This is a genomic window from Aureimonas sp. D3 (assembly GCF_001463805.1).
Lineage (GTDB): Bacteria > Pseudomonadota > Alphaproteobacteria > Rhizobiales > Rhizobiaceae > Aureimonas > Aureimonas ureilytica_A.
The window spans coordinates 18,023-34,276 of the sequence record NZ_BBWM01000050.1 but is presented as its reverse complement, the minus strand read 5'-3'; the positions used below and the strand labels follow the sequence as shown (position 1 = coordinate 34,276).

Below are 16,254 nucleotides of genomic sequence, written 5' to 3'. Positions count from 1 at the left end.
TGCTTACTCCGCCGCGACGTTGTCGATACCGAAGATGAAATTGTCGAGCGTCCGGTCACCCGCGATGGCATCGACATCGACGATCAGCGCCACGCGCCCCTCGCCGGAGATCGTCGCGGCCGAGATACCCGGCACGGGACGGTAGTTCTTTTCCAGGCTCTTGATCACGACCTGCCGCTGGCCCCGGATGTCGTCCACCAGGAGCGCCACCCGCCGGTTGTTGTCGCAATCCACAAGGATGGCGACGGAGGTCAGCGGATCCACCGGCTCCGTGCGGTAGCCGAGCGCAACGCCCACATCGATCAGGGGGACGATCTGGTCACGTACGTGAACCGCGCGGCCCTGGCCGACCAGCTGAAGGTCTTCCGGCTGGGGCCGGAAGGTGAAGACGATGGCGCTCAGCGGCACCACCAGCGTTTCGTCCTCCACCCGCACGATCATGCCGTCGAGCACGGCCAGCGTCAGCGGCAGGCTCATGGTGAAGGAGGAGCCGAGGCCGGGGCGAGAGGAGATGGACAAGCGTCCGCCCAGCGCCTCGATCGAGGACTTCACGACGTCCATGCCGACGCCGCGACCGGAAATGGCTGAGACGGTGGTGGCCGTGGAGAAGCCCGGCAGCATCACGAGTTGGTCCGTTTCCTCGTCCGACAGAACCGCGTCGGCCGGGATGAGGCCCTTGTCGATCGCGATCTGGCGCACCTTGGGGCGGTTGATGCCGCCGCCATTGTCGGAGATCTCGATGATGATGCGGCCCGAGCGATGGGCGGCCGAGAGCGTCACCGTGCCTTCGGCCGGCTTGCCCTTGGCCACGCGATCCTCGGGCTTTTCCAAGCCATGGTCGATCGCGTTGCGGATCATGTGCGTCAGCGGGTCGGACAGGCGTTCCACCACGGTCTTGTCGACCTCGGTGTTCTCGCCATGGGTGATGAAGTTGACCTTCTTGCCTGTGGCGGAGGCGGTTTCGCGCACGAGGCGTGGCATCCGCTGGAAGACCGACTTCACCGGCTGGGCGCGCACGGCCATCACGCTGTCCTGCAGCGTTCGGGTCAGGCGGTCCAGTTCCTCGATCGAGCTGACGACCTCGGAGCCGGTGGGAAGCCCGGCTTCCTCGACCTTCTGGGCCAGCATGGTCTGAGTGGTGACGAGTTCGCCCACGAGGTCGATCAGCTTGTCGACCCGGTGCAATTCGACGCGAATGACGACGGCGGGCGCTTCGGCCTCGCCCTTGTTGCCGGCCTTGTCCTTTTCCTCCTTGCCCTCGGCTTTCGCGGGCTCAGAGGCTTCGGGGGCCGGCTTCAGAGAGGGGAGGGGGGAGCCCTCCGCCTGACCGGTGGTCTCGCCCTCGGCCGGCTCGGTCGAAATCTCGCTCTGGAGACGCGCCAGGAGATCGGCGACCGACAGGCCGCCCGCATCGTCATCGCCCATCGCCGAAAAATCAGGCATCGCGCCGCCGCGCGCCTTGATCTCGAGATCGCAGTCCCATTCGGCGAATTCGAAGATTTCGCGAACCTTCGCCTCGCTGGCATTCTCGCCGTCGAGTTCGATCTCGAAGGCGAGATAGGCGCCCTCGGGGTCGATCGTGTCGAGCATCGGCACGTCGGATGTGTCGCAGCGCACCACGGCCTCGCCCAGCGCCGCAACTTCGCGCAGGAGCACGGCCGCCTCGTTGGCCTTGGCGTAGAGATCCTTGCGCGGGCGGAAGGAGATGCGAACCGCCGGGCCGCCTTCGTCGGCGTCCAGGGCCGGCGCGTCGCCAAAGCCCATCGCGCTCCAGTCCATCGCCACGGGCGTGAACTCGAAATCCGCCAAGCTCAGGCCGCCGTCTTCGTCCGCGCCGTCCTCGGCCGCCGAATGGCCGCCCTTGGGGCCGCCGATCAGCGTTTCGAGTTCGACGATCAGTTCCTTGGAGCGCTCCTGATCGCCATCGCCGCCGTCGCGGCCGGCGGCCACGAGATCGCGCAGATGGTCGGCCGAGCGGAGCATGACCGGCATGACCGTGTCGTCGGCCGCCAGACGGTGCGAGCGGACCTCGTCGAGAACGGTTTCGAACGTGTGGGCGAACTTGACCAGCTTGTGCAGGTCGAACGCGCCCGCGCCGCCCTTGATCGAGTGCACCGCGCGGAAGACGCGGTTCACCGTGTCGTCGTCGGTCTCGCCGCCTTCCATGGCGGTGAGGCCGTCTTCCAGCTCCTGAAGCTGGTCGTCGCATTCCTGAAAGAAGACGACTCTGATTTCGTCGAGTGCGCTCATGGGCGGATGGTCCTCAGGCGACGACGCGATTGATGGCGGCGATCAGCCGGGCGGGATCGAACGGCTTGACGATCCAGCCCGTGGCGCCGGCGTTGCGGGCGCGGTCCTTCTTGGCTGTGTCGCTTTCCGTGGTGAGGACGATGATCGGGATCGCCCGTTTGGTGGCATCGACGCGCACGGCCTCGATGAATTCCAGCCCGTTCATCCGGGGCATGTTGATGTCGGTGATGATGGCGTCGGGCTCGCTTGCGCCCAGCACCTCCAGCCCGTGCAGCCCGTCCTCGGCCTGGATGACGGTGAAGCCGGCCGGCTCCAGGGCCGAGCGCAGCAGCTCGCGCATGGTGCGCGAGTCGTCGATGGTCAGGATGGTCTTGCCCATCACGCGGCCTCCCTTTCAAACAACTCGTCGCAGCTGAGGCCCATGAGGGCGAGATCGCGCTGGAAGGCCTCGGAACTGTCCGACAGACGAATGGGAACGCCGTCCGCGCCCCAGGTGCGCCCAGCCGAAATCAGGAGCTGGAGACACTGGCCGCCCAAGCGCTTCACGGCGCTGGCGTCGAGAGCCAGCGGCGCGCCGCGATGGGCGAGAAGCGTGCCGTGCAGGCCGCTCGCCGCCGTGATGTCGAGCACCGCCGGCAGCGCGCAGACGACCTCGCCTTCCACCGGCGCGCTCGCCTCGGCCATCATGGCCAGGACGAAGTCGGGCAGCGCGTCTCCTGCCGTGGCCGGCTCGTCGCCGGCTTCGGGCTCGTCGCCGGTCTCCGGCTCGGCGTTCTCGGCGCTTGCGGCGCTGGCCGCCAGCGTCTCGTCGGCCGTCTCGTCGTCGCTCCCGCTGTCTTCGGCCATATCAGCCATGGCGAGCGGCTCGATCTCGGCAGCGGCGTTCGGCTCGTCTTCGAGGGCTTCGGCCTCGCCGAGTTCCAGGGTCGCGGGCTCGAGCGACACGATCTTGTTTTCGCTCTCGACCGCTTCAATCTCGTCCGCTTCGCTCTCGTTCGCCGCATTCTCGGCGGACTCAGCGCTCGGCTCGGCCGTCTCGGGCGGGGCGAGGTCGGCGGGCTCAGGCTCGCCTGTCTCGTCCGTGTCGGCCATCGCCGCTTCGCTCGCCGCCATCATGGCGAGGATTTCAGGCGGCAGGGCGACCACGAGTTCGTCCTGGGGAGCCGGCGCGGCGGGCTTCGGTCCGGTGTTCGTCTGGTTCGAACCCATCAAAATTCCTCCCAACCCATATCTTCTGCCGCAGCTGCGGCGGCGGGCGCTGCGGCGGCTGCCGAGGCGGCCATGGCGACAAGCGCGGGCTTGGCCACCGGCGCGGCTTCAACCGGGCGCGACGCGGGCGCGGCGTGCGCCTTCGGCGCGGTCTTCATGGCGGCGGAGAGCGAGCGAAGCTGGGCGACCGCGCCATTGGTTCCATCGACGCGGAACGAGGACACGAGGCGGCCGAGCTCTTCGGTCTCGCTGCGCAGCGACAGCGTGGCGGCGGTGGTTTCCTCCACCATCGCGGCGTTCTGCTGCGTCACGCGGTCCATCTTGTTCACGGCGTCGTTGACGTCGGCGATACCGATCGACTGTTCGCGCGCCGAGCCGGCGATCTCCTGCACCAGCGCGTCGATCTGCGTGACCTGCGCGGCGATGCGGGTGAGTACCTCGCCCGAGCGGTTCACGAGATCCACGCCGTTGCCGACATGGCCGGACGAGGCGCTGATCAGCGTCTTGATTTCCTTCGCCGCTTCCGACGAGCGCTGGGCGAGCGCGCGCACTTCGAGCGCCACCACCGCAAAGCCACGGCCGGCATCGCCCGCGCGGGCCGCCTCGACGCCGGCGTTCAGCGCCAGAAGGTTGGTCTGGAAGGCGATTTCGTCGATCACGCCGATGATGCGGGCGATCTGCTGCGAGGACTTCTGGATGGAGTTCATCGCCTCCACCGCCTCGCGCATGACCTCGCCCGAGCGCTCCGTATCCTGGCGGGCGACCGCCACGGAGGAGGCGACCGAGGCCGCGTTTTCGGCCGCGTGCTTCACGGTCGCGGTGATCTCGTCTAGCGCCGAAGCCGTCTTGTCGAGGCTGGCGGCCTGCTGCTCGGTGCGGCGCGACAGGTCGTCGGCCGCATGGCCGATCTCGCTCGTGCCGTTGGAGATGGAGGAGACGGACTGCGTGACGCGGCCCACCATGTCGTGCAGGTGGTTGACGGCGGCGTTGAACTCGTCGCGCAGCTTGGTGTAGCGCGAGGGGAACTCGCCTTCGATGCGGCAGGTGAGGTCGCCGGCCGACAGGCGCGTCAGAGCGTCCTGCAACGTGCCGGTCACGAGGGTCTGTTCATCGACGATGCGCTGGCGCTCGGCCGTCGCTTCCGAGGCCTTGGCCTCGGCCTCCGCGCGCACCGAGCCGATCTGGGTTTCGAGCGTGGCGGCCTTCTGGCGGACGCTGCGCAGCGTTTCGCCGAGCTGGGCGATCGTGCCGATCTCGTCGCCGCGCGAGGCCGCGCCGATCACCACATCCGTTTCGCCATCCGCGAGGCGCTTCATCTCGTCGGCCGTGCGGCGCAGCGGCGAGGCGACGCCACGCATGAGGAGACCGCAGGACAGCGCGGCGAGCGCGAGCGGCAGGCCGAGCGCGAAGGGGAAGGTCAGGCCATAGGTGGCACGCGCTTCCTCGCGGCGCGTTCCGGCGGCGCTCAGCGCCGCATCGTCGCCGTCGCTCAGCGTGCGGGCGAGGGCGATCATCGGGGCGGCGTCGGGCGCGGTCTGCACGGCCGGCAAGGCCAGCTCCGCGCGCGTCTTGGGCGAAACCGCAGCCGGGGCCGGAGCCGCAGACAGGGCGTGTTCCACATCTGCGCGGAAGTCGGCGTCGAGCGTCTTCAGGCGTTCCAGACGGGCCGCGTCGGTCGCGCTTTCGAATCGGCCCTGAAGCGCGCCGACCGCGCTGCCGAGCTCGACACCCGCGCTCTTGAAGGCGGTGGCCGCCTCATTGCCGGGCTGCTGGAGAAGCGTGAGCGCGGCGGTGCTGCGCGCCAGAACGGCACGTTCCAGAGCGTCGGTGGCGCGGGCGCGGTCCAGCAGAGCGTCGTAGGCGGCATTTGCGGCCTGCGAGTCCTTCACGCTCTGATGAATGGCCGCGCCGCCCATGCCGAAGCCCGCCGTCGTCACAGCGAAGGCAAGAAGGAGCTTGCGCGAGGTAGGGAAGTTCTTGAACGCGAGCATGACGTCTCCGGAGCAGGCGCGTGCGGCGACCGCGATTGGCGAAACGGGCTGAACGAACGGAGCGGTGCTGAACCTGGCATCGGCGACCCGTCACCTGGGAAAGGTGGAGGAGGCCGAGCGTCCGGGCGCCGGCCGGTTCGCCGATCGCATCCAGCACGGACCGATCGTCTTCGCTCAATTTGTAACGAGTGAAACGATAAGATTGTGTTGAGTAGCAAATGGATATCGAAGCAAGCATTTATTAATATTGATGCATCGGTAACCTCCGGCACCCTCCCTTGGTCTGCGATGGGAAGGTTTGGTTGCGGTGCTCTCTAGAGTCTCCTTGTCATGAAGGCTTCGAGTGCGGGTGAAAAATGCTTTGTTCACCTTGTGGACTCAGTTGTCAGGCTGGCCGATGGATTTAACGGCTGCGAAATCTGTTTCAGACATTTTGTTCTTGTCCGAAAGCGAGGTCGTGTCGCGATGTCTTCTTCTGAAAATGCCTTCGCCCTGTCAGGCTCTTGCGAGTTGTCTCGTCTTGGCGAGTTGCAAGGAGAGCTTCTCGATTTCGCCCGTCGCCATCCCGAAGGTCCGGTTCATCTCGACCTGACGGCGGTGGATCGGGGGGACGTCGGTCTGGTTCAGTTCCTTGTGAGCTTCCAGGCTTCGATGTCCGCCAAGGGGCGCAGCTTGACGCTCGCCCTGTCCGACTCGGTCGAGCAGCTGTTTCAGCGCGCCGGGGTCGTCGTGCCGGGCCGTTGAGCCGGCATTCTCCTTTCCTCCCGAACGTTCAATCCCGTACCCAGAAAGGTGCAGTCCGTGACCAAGTCCGTCCTTTGCGTCGATGACTCCGCCAGTATCCGTCAGATGGTGTCCTTCACCCTCGAAAGTGCAGGCTACGCGCCCGACACGGCCGTGGATGGCGCCGACGCGCTGACGAAGCTGGACCAGAACAAGTATCAGCTCATCATCACCGACCTGAACATGCCCAATCTCGATGGGATCGGCATGATCAAGAAGGTGCGCGAAATGCCCCAGCACGCCGGCGTTCCGATCGTGATGCTCACGACCGAATCCGACGAGGGCAAGAAGCAGGAAGGCAAGGCGGCCGGCGCCACCGGCTGGATCGTCAAGCCGTTCGATCAGACGAAGCTCGTCGCCGTCGTCAACAAGCTGATCGGAGCCTGATGTCCATGGGCGGCGATATGCTCGAAGTATTCCTCAATGAAGCGCGTGATCTTCTGGAACAGCTCGAAGCAGCGCTGCTCGATCTGGAAAGCAGGCCCACCGACCGCGAGCTGATCAACACCACTTTCCGCGCCCTTCACACGCTGAAGGGTTCGGGTGGCATGTTCGGCCCGCCGGCCATGGCGGCGTTTGCGCATGAGCTGGAAAACGCCTTCGAGAAGGTGCGTCAGGACAAGGCTCCGGTCACCCCGCAGCTCGTCAGCCTCCTTCTCCAGTCGGCCGACCAGATCCGCAAGCTCTTGTTCGAAAGCGACGGCGACCATTCGGCCGAAAGCCGCCGGCTGGCCGACGCGCTGCTGGCGGAAGTCGCCGAAGCGCCGGGTGCGGGCGCTGTGTCCGCTGCCGCCCCCCAGGCCGCAGCCCCGGTGGCCGCCAGCGCCAAGGCGATGCAGCGCTTCCGCATCCGTCTTCAGTTCGAGCGCAACGCGCTGGCCTTCGGCACCAATCCGCTGGCGCTTCTCGATGAGCTGCGCGATCTTGGCGAGCTGAAGGTGACGGGCGTTCTGTCCGGCGTGCCCGTGCTCGAAGAGCTGGTGCCGACCGACCTTTACATCAGCTGGGAGATGGAGCTGGTCACCTCGCAGGGCCGCTCGGCGATCGACGACGTGTTCATCTTCGTGGACGGCCCGGACGCGGTTCGTGTCGACGAGCTGAGCGACGAAGCGCAGAGCGTCGAGCCGGTTGCCGCTCCGGTCGCCGCGCCCGTTGTCGCGGCTGCGCCGGCTCCGGTTGTCGCCGCGTCGCCGCCTGCCGCCGCCCCTGCGGCTCCCAAAGCCGTCGTCGCGCCCGCTGCCAAGCCCGCCAAGGCGGACGAAGCCAAGGCCGCTGTGGCGGAAGCCAACGTGCGTGTTTCGGCTTCGCGCCTCGATATGCTTCTCGATCAGGTCGGCGAACTCGTGATCGCCCAGGCCCGTCTGTCGGCCTTGGCGCGCAACCGCCACGATCCCGTTCTCACCACCGTTGCCGAAGAAATCGAACGCTTGTCCTCGGACCTGCGCGACTCGGCCATGGGCATGCGCATGGTGCCGATCGAAACCCTGTTCGGCCGCTATCGCCGCGTCGTGCGCGATATTTCGTCGGATCTGGGCAAGGATATCGACCTTCAGTTCTCCGGCGAGGAAACCGAGCTGGACAAGACCGTGCTCGACCGCCTCGGCGATCCCATGGTCCACATCATCCGCAACAGCTGCGACCACGGCATCGAGTCGGCCGAGCGCCGCGAGGCGGCCGGCAAGACCAAGCGCGGCCTCCTGCGCCTGTCGGCCCGCCAGGCGGGCACCGAAGTCGTGATCACGATCGAGGATGACGGCGCCGGCCTCAACCGCACGCGCATCCTGGAAAAGGCGCATGCGGCCGGCATCGTGCCGGAAGGCGTGATCCCGCCCGATCGTGAGATCGACGAGCTGATCTTCCATCCCGGCCTCTCCACGGCCGCCGCCGTCTCCAACCTGTCGGGCCGGGGCGTGGGCATGGACGTGGTGCGACGCACAATCAACGAGCTGCACGGCACGATCGAGATCGACTCGCGGCCGGGCGAGGGCACGCGCTTCATGCTGCGCCTGCCGCTGACGCTCGCCATCATCGACGGCCTCCAGGTCGCGATCGGCGATGCCCAGTGCATCCTGCCGCTGACCAGCGTCGAGGAATGCGTGGAACTCGCCGCCGTCGAATCGCGGGCCTCGGGTGGTCGCAACTTCGTCGACATTCGCGGAACGCTCGTCCCGCTTCTGTGGATGAACGAAGTGTTCGGCACGAGCGAGCGCGGCTCGATCGTGGTCGTCACCGAAAACGACTCCGGCAAGCTCGGCGTCGTCGTGGATCAGGTCGTGGGCCAGCACCAGACGGTTATCAAGCCGCTCTCGCCGCTCCATGCCAAGACGCCCGGCCTTGTCGGCGCGACGATCCTGGGTGACGGCGCCGTGGCGCTCATCCTCGACGTGAATCCCCTTGCCCGGTTCGTGGCCCAGCCCCGCGCCGACCGCATCGCCGCCTGACGGAGCGCTCCCATGTCGCAGATCACCGAATCCGCCGATCCGTCCCTGCAGGACTATCTGACCGTCGCCCTTGGCAACGATCTCTTCGGGATCAAGGTTGCCCTGGTTCACGAAGTCCTCGATCCCCCCGCCATGACGCGCGTTCCCAACGCGCCGTCCTTTGCGCCGGGCCTCATCAACGTGCGCGGCAATGTCCTGCCGCTCATCGATCTTCGCAACCGCTTCGGCATGGAGCCCACCGAAGACACCGAGACGAGCCGCGTGATCGTCTCGGAGGTCTCCTCCTCGGGCGAGACTTTCCATGTCGGCATCAAGACCGACGCGGTGTTCGAGGTCATTCATGTGCGCACCGGCGAGGTGGAAGCCATGCCGGAATACGGCACGCGCTGGCCGAGCCGCTATCTCGACGGCGTGGTGCGCCAGGATGACCGCTTCGTGGTGCTGCTCGATGTCGAGCGGCTTCTCGAAGACGCTTGAACCCGCCCCACCCCTTCCATCCAGCGCCGAGCCGAACTTACAGGGATGAGAGCATGAACACGCCCTTCCAGTCCTCCCGTTTCGAAGACGAGGATGTCGACGGCAACAACGAGATGCTGACCTTCCAGCTCGGCTCGGCGGCCTTTGCCGTCAACGTGCGCCAGGTCCGCGAGGTTCTCGATCACAAGCCGATCCAGCGCATGGCCAATGCGCCGGCGAGCCTTCTGGGCATGATCGACGTGCGCGGCGTCGGCGTGCCGGTGGTCGATCTCAAGCGGCGGCTCGCCATGCCGCCGAGCGAGGATCGCGAGGTCGGACCCGAAACCCGCATCGTCGTTCTCGAGTTCGAGACCGACGAACATCTGCACACGCTGGCCGTGATCGCGGACGCCGTGCATGAAGTCGCCGATATGTCGGACCAGACGCTGGAAGCGCCGCCCCATGTCGGCGAAGCCTGGAGCAACGATTTCGTTCAAGGGCTCGGGCGTCGGGGCGACTCGTTCCTGACCCTTCTCAAGGTCGAAAAGCTCTTTGGCGCCTCCGATCGTGCTCTCCTCATGGCACAGGCGGCCTGACCCCATGCAAGGCGCTGCTCGTAATCAAAACTTTCTCGATCCGGCGCCTGAAGCGATTCCCCAGTGGACTCGCGTCGAGCTGGGCGATCGTGCCTTCGAAGCCCTGGTCCGCCTCGTTCACGAGCATTGCGGCATCACGCTTTCGACCGTGAAGAAGACCATGCTGGAGACCCGGCTGCGCCGGCGCCTCCATGCCAATGGCCTCGACAATTTCGACGATTACGTCGCGCTTCTGCGCTCGCCCACCGAGCGCGCCAAGGAGTTGCAGAACTTCGTCGATACGGTGGTCACCAACGAAACCTCGTTCTTTCGCGAACGGGCGCATTTCGACCATCTCGACGCCGCCGAACTGGACCGGCTCCTGGCCAATGCCGGTACGCGCCAGCTGCGCGCCTGGAGCGCGGCCTGCTCGTCGGGGCAGGAGGTCTACACGCTCGCCATGGTGCTGGACGCAGCGTCCGACGGGGCGACCAAGTGGGACTGGCAGATCCTGGCGACCGACATCTCGGTCAAGGTTCTGACCGCCGCGCGCGAGGCGATCTACCGCGCCGAGGACGTCGCCAGCGTGCCGCCGGCCCTGCGGGACCGCTATGTCCTGCGCGCCCGCGATCCGCAGAGCGAAGCCGTGCGCATGGCCCCGGAACTGCGCTCGCGCGTTCAGTTCGGCCAGCTCAACCTGATGCATAGCGAATACCACGTGAAGACGAAGATGGATCTCATCTTCCTTCGCAACGTGCTCATCTATTTCGAGCCGAAGACCCAGGAAGCGGTGGTGGCCAAGCTGTGCCGCCACTTGCGCCCCGGCGGCCTTCTGTTCCTGGGCCATTCCGACACGACCCGTTCGGGCAGCCTGCCGCTGCGGCTCATTCGCGGCAATATCTATCAGCGTCTGGAGGACTGATTGCCATGAAGCCTATTCGCGTCCTCATCGTCGATGACAGCGCCAGCGTCCGTCAGGTCCTCTCCGAGATCGTCGCGGCCGAGCCCGACATGGAGGTTCTGGGCACCGCCTCCAACCCCTATTTCGCCGCAGAGCGGATGCGCGACGAAGTGCCCGATGTCATCATCTGCGACATCGAGATGCCCCGCATGGACGGCATCACCTTTGTCCAGAAGCTGATGAGCCAGCGGCCGATCCCGGTCGTGATCTGCTCGTCGCTGGCCGAGGCGGGCTCCAAGATGGCGCTTCAGGCGCTGGAAGCGGGCGCCGTCGAGATCATCGCCAAGCCCAAGATGGGCACGCCGCAATTCCTTCTGGAATCGCGCACCCGCATCGCCGACGCCGTGCGCGCCGCCTCGCACGCCACGGTTCGCTCGCGCCGCGCGCCGGCCAAGCCCCTCGTCCCGCAGGAGAAGCTGACGGCCGACGCCGTGCTGCCGCCCTCCAATGGCCGCCCGATCGACCGTACGACCGACAAGGTCGTGGTGATCGGCGCCTCCACCGGGGGAACCGAGGCGCTGCGCCGCATTCTGGAAGCGCTGCCGGCCGACGCGCCGGGCATCGCCATCGTTCAGCACATGCCGGCCGGCTTCACCTCCGCCTTCGCCAAGCGTCTCGACGGCCTGTGCCAGATCGAGGTGCGCGAAGCGGTGACGGGCGATCGTCTCATGCCCGGCCTCGCGCTGATCGCGCCTGGCAACCAGCATCTCCTGCTTCAGCGCTCGGGCGCGCAGTACCATGTCGAGGTGCGCGACGGCCCGCTCGTGACGCGCCATCGCCCGTCGGTGGACGTCCTGTTCCGATCCGCCGCCCGCTCGGCCGGCGCCAACGCGCTCGGCATCATCATGACGGGCATGGGCGACGACGGCGCCAAGGGGCTTCTGGAACTGCGCCAGACCGGCGCGCACACGCTCGGCCAGGACGAAGCCACCTGCATCGTCTACGGCATGCCCAAGGAGGCCATGAAGGCCGGCGCGGTGGAGCACGAGCTTCCGCTCGATCGCATCCCCTCCGAGATCGTGCGCTTCGGCCATGATCAGATGTCCCGTCCGGCGGCTCGCGCCGCTCAAGGACGGTGAGCCGATCATGGCTCGCACCGCCCCGTCCCCCGCCTCTCGCGATCTCGATGAAGCCATGTTGACCGAAACTCAAACCTCTTCGCTCCGCGAGCTTCTCGCCCTCGTTCACCAGTGGAACGTCTCGTCGGAAGCCGTGTATCTCGGTGCCGGCAACGATCTCCAGACGCTGCACCGGCGCATCGGCACCGTGCGCGACTCGATCCGTCAGGCCACCGAAGCCGTGTCCTCCAACGAGGGTGACAAGGTCGAGACGCTGCTCGGCGAGGCCGCGTCTTCGGCGGGTCAGCTCGAGACCCTGGCTGGCGAGCGCTCGCGCGTGCTGCGCGTTCTGGCCGAGGGCGTCACGCGCGCCTCGGAAGGGGCGTCCGCCGTCGCGCTCGTGTTCCGCCTTCTCGACTATGTCGTGCTCGTCGCGCGCACCCATGTCGAGGGCATGACGCAGGCGCGCGACGTGCTCGTGCCCTTCACCGAGCATGTTCATGAACTTGTCGGGTCGGGCCAGACGGTCGCCCGCGCGCTCGACGCGCGCGTTCGCACCGTGCAGGGCCATATCGCCGAAAGCCGCGCCATCGACGCGCGCGTCGGCGGCCGGGCCATGCTGGGCGAGGCGAGCCTCGCCTTCCAGTTCCGCTCGCTGAACCGCCGCCTGTCGCAGGAGCGCGACTCGGCCGCCACCAGCCGCGAGGCGGCGCACCGCTCCTTCTCGGTCATCCGAGACGCGGTCGGCGGCATCGTCATGGGCTTGCAGTTCCATGACATCGCGCGCCAGCGTCTGGAGCACACGATCACCAATCTGGAGCGCCTGTTCCTTCTGGCCGAAACCGGGCAGCTGACGCATGACAGCGCGCCGATGGAAGGCCGCTCGCGCACCACGGCGCTGCGTCGCATCGCGGAGCTGGAAATCGCCCAGCTGTCGAGCCTGACCGAACTCTACGACACCAAGATGGGCGAGGTTCACGCCAATCTGGACGTTCTCGCCGGTGAAATCGTCGAGAGCGACCGCATCCTGTCCTCGCTCTTCTCCGAGGATGTCGGCAAGGCGGGCAAGAGTGCCATCGCGGTTCTGGAAGCGGAAGCCACCAAGGTGCGCGAGCGCTTCGAGCGCGGCGAGGACGACCGGCGCCAGCTCGACGCTTCGCTGCACGAATGCGTCGAAGCCGCTGGTCCGCTGATCTCGATGACGGACGAGCTGGCCTCGCTGGAGCACACGCTGCGCCTGGCCGGCTTCAATGCCGCCGTGCGCGCCGCCCATGTGGACTCCGGCGACGAGACGATCGGCTATATCGCCCGCGAAATCCGCGAGCAGGCGACCGTCGCCAAGACACAGGCCGATCTCGTGCGCGAAGGCATCGAGATGGCCGTTTCGGCGACGGGCGAGCTGGAAGGCACGATCCTGCCGCAGATCGCGGGTTTCGAGACCCAGATCGCGCAAGGCTTCGACACGGCGTCCGAAATCCTGGCGCGCATCGAGGCGGCCTGCCTCGATCGTCTGCGCGAGGCCGCGCTGAACGCGCGCGGGCTGGACGAGCGCATCCGCGCCATCGCCAGCATGATGACGCCCCATGTGGAAGGCTGCGCCCTGATGCGCCGCACGATCGCTCAGCTTCAGGCGATGCTGGTCAATCTGCCGGACGATCCGATCACGCCGGAAGAGGCGCTGCGCCTCCACTCGCTGCTCGCTGGCCAGTATACAATGGCCGAGGAGCGCGCGATCTTCGAAGCGTCCTTCCGGGGTATCGGCCTGCCGGCCTCCGCCATCTCCGCGCCGGCGCCTGCCGCCAGCGACGACATCGACGATCTTCTTTTCTGATCGTCGCCAATTGATCGCAGCGGCCGGAGGGACATCCCCTCCGGCCGTTTTCGTTTGAGCCGGAAATTATCAGCCGAAGATCGCCTTTTCCCGCTGCACGGTTTCGGCGATGAAATCGGCAACGGCCCGGATGCGGGACATTTCGCGCGCCGTCTCGTGCGTCACCAGCCAATAGTCGCGCCGGATCGTGCGCTCGGGCAGGACGCGCTCCAGCGCCGGCCGGCCGGCCGCGATGAAGCCGTGCAGAATGCCGATGCCCGCGCCCGCCGCCACGGCCTCCGTCTGGCCGAGCGCGGAGGAAATCTCGAAGCGGCTTTGCCAGTCGGGCGCCATCTCGCCGGTATAGTGGAGCGAGGAGGAGTAGACGAGATCGTCCACATGGCCGACGAGCCTGTGGCGCTTCAGGTCTTCGACGCTTGAAGGCCGCCCGAACCGATCGAGATAGGAGGCCGCGCCGTAAAGCCCGAGCGCGTAGGAGACGAGGCGGCGCGCGACGAGCCGCCCCTGCGCCGGCCGCTCCACGGTGATGGCGATATCGGCCTCGCGCCGCGACAGCGAGAAGGCGCGGGGCACGGGCACGAGCTGGATCGTCAGGCCCGGATGGCGCTCGGCGAGCGAGCCGAGGCGCGGCGCCAGAAAGGCCGTTCCGAAACCATCTGGCGCGCCGATGCGCACGGTGCCGGAGAGATGCGCTTCCGCCCCTTCCAGCGCGGCGCGCGCGCCCTGCATCTCGGCTTCCATCCGCTCAGCCGCCGCCAGGAAGCCCGCGCCCTCGCGCGTCACCTCGCAGCCCGTTGGCCGGCGGTCGAAGAGCTTGGCGCCCAGCGCATCCTCCAACGCGTCCAGCCGCCGGCCGACGGTCGCATGGTTCAGCCCCAGCCGGCGGGAAGCGGCCAGAATCTGCCCCGCCCGCGCCACGGCCAGGAAGACCCGCACATCGTCCCAGTTCATCGCCGCCTCGAGGTGCATCAATTCACGCACAATGGATGCGCATGGGTTTTGCTTGATTTCAAGTCCGTCCTGCGGCCTTCTCTCGATAGAACATCAGGGAGAGACGCCATGAACGAGATCGGTCACTTCATCGACGGCGCGCGCGTTGCCGGCACCTCGGGCCGCACGGCCGATGTCTTCAACCCCGCCACGGGGCAGGTGACGGCGCGCGTGGCGCTGGCGAGCCGCGAAGAGCTTCAGCAGGCTGTTGACGCGGCCAAGGCCGCGCAGGCGAAGTGGGCACTGGTGAACCCGCAGCGCCGCGCCCGCGTCTTCATCAAGTTCGTGGAGCTTCTCAACGCCAACATGCAGGAGCTGGCCGAGCTTCTTTCCTCCGAGCATGGCAAGACGGTCGAGGATTCCAAGGGCGACATCGTGCGCGGGCTGGAAGTCTGCGAATTCGTCATCGGCATTCCGCATCTGGCCAAGGGCGAGTTCACGGAAGGGGCGGGCCCCGGCATCGACATGTATTCGATCCGGCAGCCGGTCGGCATCGGCGCGGGCATCACGCCCTTCAACTTCCCCGGCATGATCCCGATGTGGATGTTCGCGCCCGCCATCGCCTGCGGCAACGCCTTCATCCTCAAGCCCTCCGAGCGCGACCCGTCCCTGCCGATGCGCCTCGCCGAACTCATGATGGAAGCCGGCCTGCCCAAGGGCGTGCTCCAGGTCGTCAACGGCGACAAGGATGCGGTGGACGGCATTCTGGAGCATCCCGAGATCGGGGCCGTCTCCTTTGTCGGTTCGACGCCGATTGCGGCTTACGTCTATGCCGGCGCGACGGCGCGCGGCAAACGCGCCCAGTGCTTCGGCGGCGCCAAGAACCACATGATCATCATGCCGGACGCCGATCTCGATCAGGCGGCGGACGCGCTGATTGGCGCGGGCTACGGCTCGGCCGGCGAACGCTGCATGGCGATCTCGGTCGCGGTGCCGGTCGGCGAGGCGACGGCCAATGCGCTGGTCGAGAAGCTGATCCCGAAGGTCGAGGCGCTCAAGATCGGCCCCTATACCGACAGCGCGGCGGATTTCGGCCCGGTCGTCACCAAGGCCTCGCAGCAGAAGATTCTGGGCCTGGTGGAAAAGGGCGTTGCCGAGGGCGCGACGCTCGCTGTCGACGGGCGCGGCTTCACCATGCAGGGCTACGAGGACGGGTTCTTCGTCGGCGCCTGCCTGTTCGACCACGTCACGCCCCAGATGGACATCTATAAGGAGGAAATCTTCGGCCCGGTTCTCTCGGTCGTGCGCGCCAAGGATTACGAAGAGGCGCTGTCGCTGCCGACGCAGCACGAATATGGCAATGGCGTCGCCATCTTCACGCGGGACGGCGATGCGGCCCGCGACTTCGCCTCGCGCGTGCCGATCGGCATGATCGGCATCAACGTGCCGATCCCGACGCCGCTCGCCTACCACTCCTTCGGCGGCTGGAAGCGCTCCTCCTTCGGCGATCTCAACCAGCACGGCCCGGACTCGATCAAGTTCTGGACCCGCACCAAGACGATCACCAGCCGCTGGCCCTCGGGCATCAAGTCGGGCGCGGAATTCTCCATGCCGGTCATGAAATAAGGTCGGGACTTCGGAGCGGCAGGGCTGGGGGAAGGGCTCGCCCAAAGCGAGCCCGGACGCCCGGCTCAAGACCGAGGTCGAAACCTACGGCCGGAGGATGGTCGAGAGGTTTTCATTCGATCGCGAGGAGCGAAGCGCGATCG

14 protein-coding genes are annotated in these 16,254 nt (G+C 67.0%); 9 read left to right on the top strand and 5 right to left on the bottom strand.

What is annotated here, in order from left to right; translation table 11 throughout:
• Positions 1 to 3 precede the first annotated feature (3 nt).
• The 4 genes from AUL36_RS14365 to AUL36_RS14350 are packed head-to-tail and all read right to left on the bottom strand — an operon-like array spanning position 4 to position 5,450.
• Positions 4 to 2,250 (bottom strand): chemotaxis protein CheA, encoded by a 2,247-nt coding sequence (locus tag AUL36_RS14365; RefSeq protein ID WP_062221876.1) that lies wholly within the window; start codon positions 2,248 to 2,250, stop codon positions 4 to 6.
• A gap of 13 nt (positions 2,251 to 2,263) precedes the next feature.
• The gene (locus AUL36_RS14360) at positions 2,264 to 2,629 is read right to left on the bottom strand and encodes a response regulator (protein ID WP_058598566.1); all 366 of its coding nucleotides are present in this window, start codon (positions 2,627 to 2,629) and stop codon (positions 2,264 to 2,266) included.
• On the bottom strand, positions 2,629 to 3,459 hold the full coding sequence (locus AUL36_RS24670; RefSeq protein WP_244497131.1) for an STAS domain-containing protein: 831 nt from the start codon (positions 3,457 to 3,459) through the stop codon (positions 2,629 to 2,631). The genes AUL36_RS14360 and AUL36_RS24670 overlap by 1 nt, the downstream gene beginning before the upstream one ends.
• Entirely contained in the window at positions 3,459 to 5,450 is a 1,992-nt protein-coding gene (locus AUL36_RS14350) for a methyl-accepting chemotaxis protein (RefSeq protein ID WP_062221874.1), read from the bottom strand. Before AUL36_RS14350 ends, AUL36_RS24670 begins: the two co-directional genes overlap by 1 nt.
• Before the next feature lie 465 nt (positions 5,451 to 5,915).
• Here AUL36_RS14350 and AUL36_RS23315 point away from each other — a divergent pair, with 465 nt between their 5' ends.
• From AUL36_RS23315 to AUL36_RS14310, 8 genes are read left to right on the top strand one after another with little or no spacing between them, the layout of a single operon-like run.
• A complete protein-coding gene (locus AUL36_RS23315) occupies positions 5,916 to 6,194 on the top strand; it encodes an STAS domain-containing protein (protein WP_058598568.1) in 279 nt (92 codons plus the stop codon).
• A gap of 57 nt (positions 6,195 to 6,251) precedes the next feature.
• Entirely contained in the window at positions 6,252 to 6,620 is a 369-nt protein-coding gene (locus tag AUL36_RS14340; protein WP_026358289.1) for a response regulator, read from the top strand.
• Positions 6,621 to 6,637: 17 nt separating this feature from the next.
• A complete protein-coding gene (locus AUL36_RS14335) occupies positions 6,638 to 8,674 on the top strand; it encodes a chemotaxis protein CheA (protein WP_306302835.1) in 2,037 nt (678 codons plus the stop codon).
• A 12-nt stretch (positions 8,675 to 8,686) separates the two neighbouring features.
• Positions 8,687 to 9,151 carry a chemotaxis protein CheW gene (locus AUL36_RS14330; RefSeq protein ID WP_058598570.1) on the top strand — a complete coding sequence of 155 codons (465 nt, stop codon included), beginning with the start codon at positions 8,687 to 8,689 and terminating at the stop codon, positions 9,149 to 9,151.
• A 53-nt stretch (positions 9,152 to 9,204) separates the two neighbouring features.
• Positions 9,205 to 9,726: a chemotaxis protein CheW gene (locus AUL36_RS14325; protein ID WP_058598571.1), complete on the top strand. Its 522-nt coding sequence runs from the start codon at positions 9,205 to 9,207 to the stop codon at positions 9,724 to 9,726.
• A 4-nt stretch (positions 9,727 to 9,730) separates the two neighbouring features.
• Positions 9,731 to 10,627 carry a CheR family methyltransferase gene (locus AUL36_RS14320; protein WP_058598572.1) on the top strand — a complete coding sequence of 299 codons (897 nt, stop codon included), beginning with the start codon at positions 9,731 to 9,733 and terminating at the stop codon, positions 10,625 to 10,627.
• 5 nt (positions 10,628 to 10,632) lie between these two features.
• Positions 10,633 to 11,745 (top strand): protein-glutamate methylesterase/protein-glutamine glutaminase, encoded by a 1,113-nt coding sequence (locus AUL36_RS14315; protein WP_058598573.1) that lies wholly within the window; start codon positions 10,633 to 10,635, stop codon positions 11,743 to 11,745.
• Between the two features lie 7 nt (positions 11,746 to 11,752).
• On the top strand, positions 11,753 to 13,555 hold the full coding sequence (locus AUL36_RS14310; RefSeq protein WP_156418399.1) for a hypothetical protein: 1,803 nt from the start codon (positions 11,753 to 11,755) through the stop codon (positions 13,553 to 13,555).
• Between the two features lie 69 nt (positions 13,556 to 13,624).
• On the opposite strand, the gene AUL36_RS14305 is transcribed toward AUL36_RS14310, so the two are convergent.
• Positions 13,625 to 14,506 carry a LysR family transcriptional regulator gene (locus AUL36_RS14305; RefSeq protein WP_062221957.1) on the bottom strand — a complete coding sequence of 294 codons (882 nt, stop codon included), beginning with the start codon at positions 14,504 to 14,506 and terminating at the stop codon, positions 13,625 to 13,627.
• 108 nt (positions 14,507 to 14,614) lie between these two features.
• On the opposite strand from AUL36_RS14305, the gene AUL36_RS14300 reads away from it, so the two are divergent.
• On the top strand, positions 14,615 to 16,111 hold the full coding sequence (locus AUL36_RS14300) for a CoA-acylating methylmalonate-semialdehyde dehydrogenase (protein WP_062221868.1): 1,497 nt from the start codon (positions 14,615 to 14,617) through the stop codon (positions 16,109 to 16,111).
• Positions 16,112 to 16,254 lie beyond the last annotated feature (143 nt).

Excerpts from the sequence above, each read along its gene's own strand:
- AUL36_RS24670 (WP_244497131.1), bottom strand. The coding sequence starts at position 3,459 with ATGGGTTCGAACCAGACGAACACCGGACCGAAGCCCGCCGCGCCGGCT.
- AUL36_RS14310 (WP_156418399.1), top strand. The coding sequence starts at position 11,753 with ATGGCTCGCACCGCCCCGTCCCCCGCCTCTCGCGATCTCGATGAAGCC.
- AUL36_RS14305 (WP_062221957.1), bottom strand. The coding sequence starts at position 14,506 with ATGAACTGGGACGATGTGCGGGTCTTCCTGGCCGTGGCGCGGGCGGGG.
- AUL36_RS14315 (WP_058598573.1), top strand. The coding sequence starts at position 10,633 with ATGAAGCCTATTCGCGTCCTCATCGTCGATGACAGCGCCAGCGTCCGT.
- AUL36_RS14300 (WP_062221868.1), top strand. The coding sequence starts at position 14,615 with ATGAACGAGATCGGTCACTTCATCGACGGCGCGCGCGTTGCCGGCACC.
- AUL36_RS14365 (WP_062221876.1), bottom strand. The coding sequence starts at position 2,250 with ATGAGCGCACTCGACGAAATCAGAGTCGTCTTCTTTCAGGAATGCGAC.
- AUL36_RS14350 (WP_062221874.1), bottom strand. The coding sequence starts at position 5,450 with ATGCTCGCGTTCAAGAACTTCCCTACCTCGCGCAAGCTCCTTCTTGCC.
- AUL36_RS14330 (WP_058598570.1), top strand. The coding sequence starts at position 8,687 with ATGTCGCAGATCACCGAATCCGCCGATCCGTCCCTGCAGGACTATCTG.
- AUL36_RS14360 (WP_058598566.1), bottom strand. The coding sequence starts at position 2,629 with ATGGGCAAGACCATCCTGACCATCGACGACTCGCGCACCATGCGCGAG.
- AUL36_RS23315 (WP_058598568.1), top strand. The coding sequence starts at position 5,916 with ATGTCTTCTTCTGAAAATGCCTTCGCCCTGTCAGGCTCTTGCGAGTTG.
- AUL36_RS14320 (WP_058598572.1), top strand. The coding sequence starts at position 9,731 with ATGCAAGGCGCTGCTCGTAATCAAAACTTTCTCGATCCGGCGCCTGAA.
- AUL36_RS14335 (WP_306302835.1), top strand. The coding sequence starts at position 6,638 with ATGCTCGAAGTATTCCTCAATGAAGCGCGTGATCTTCTGGAACAGCTC.
- AUL36_RS14325 (WP_058598571.1), top strand. The coding sequence starts at position 9,205 with ATGAACACGCCCTTCCAGTCCTCCCGTTTCGAAGACGAGGATGTCGAC.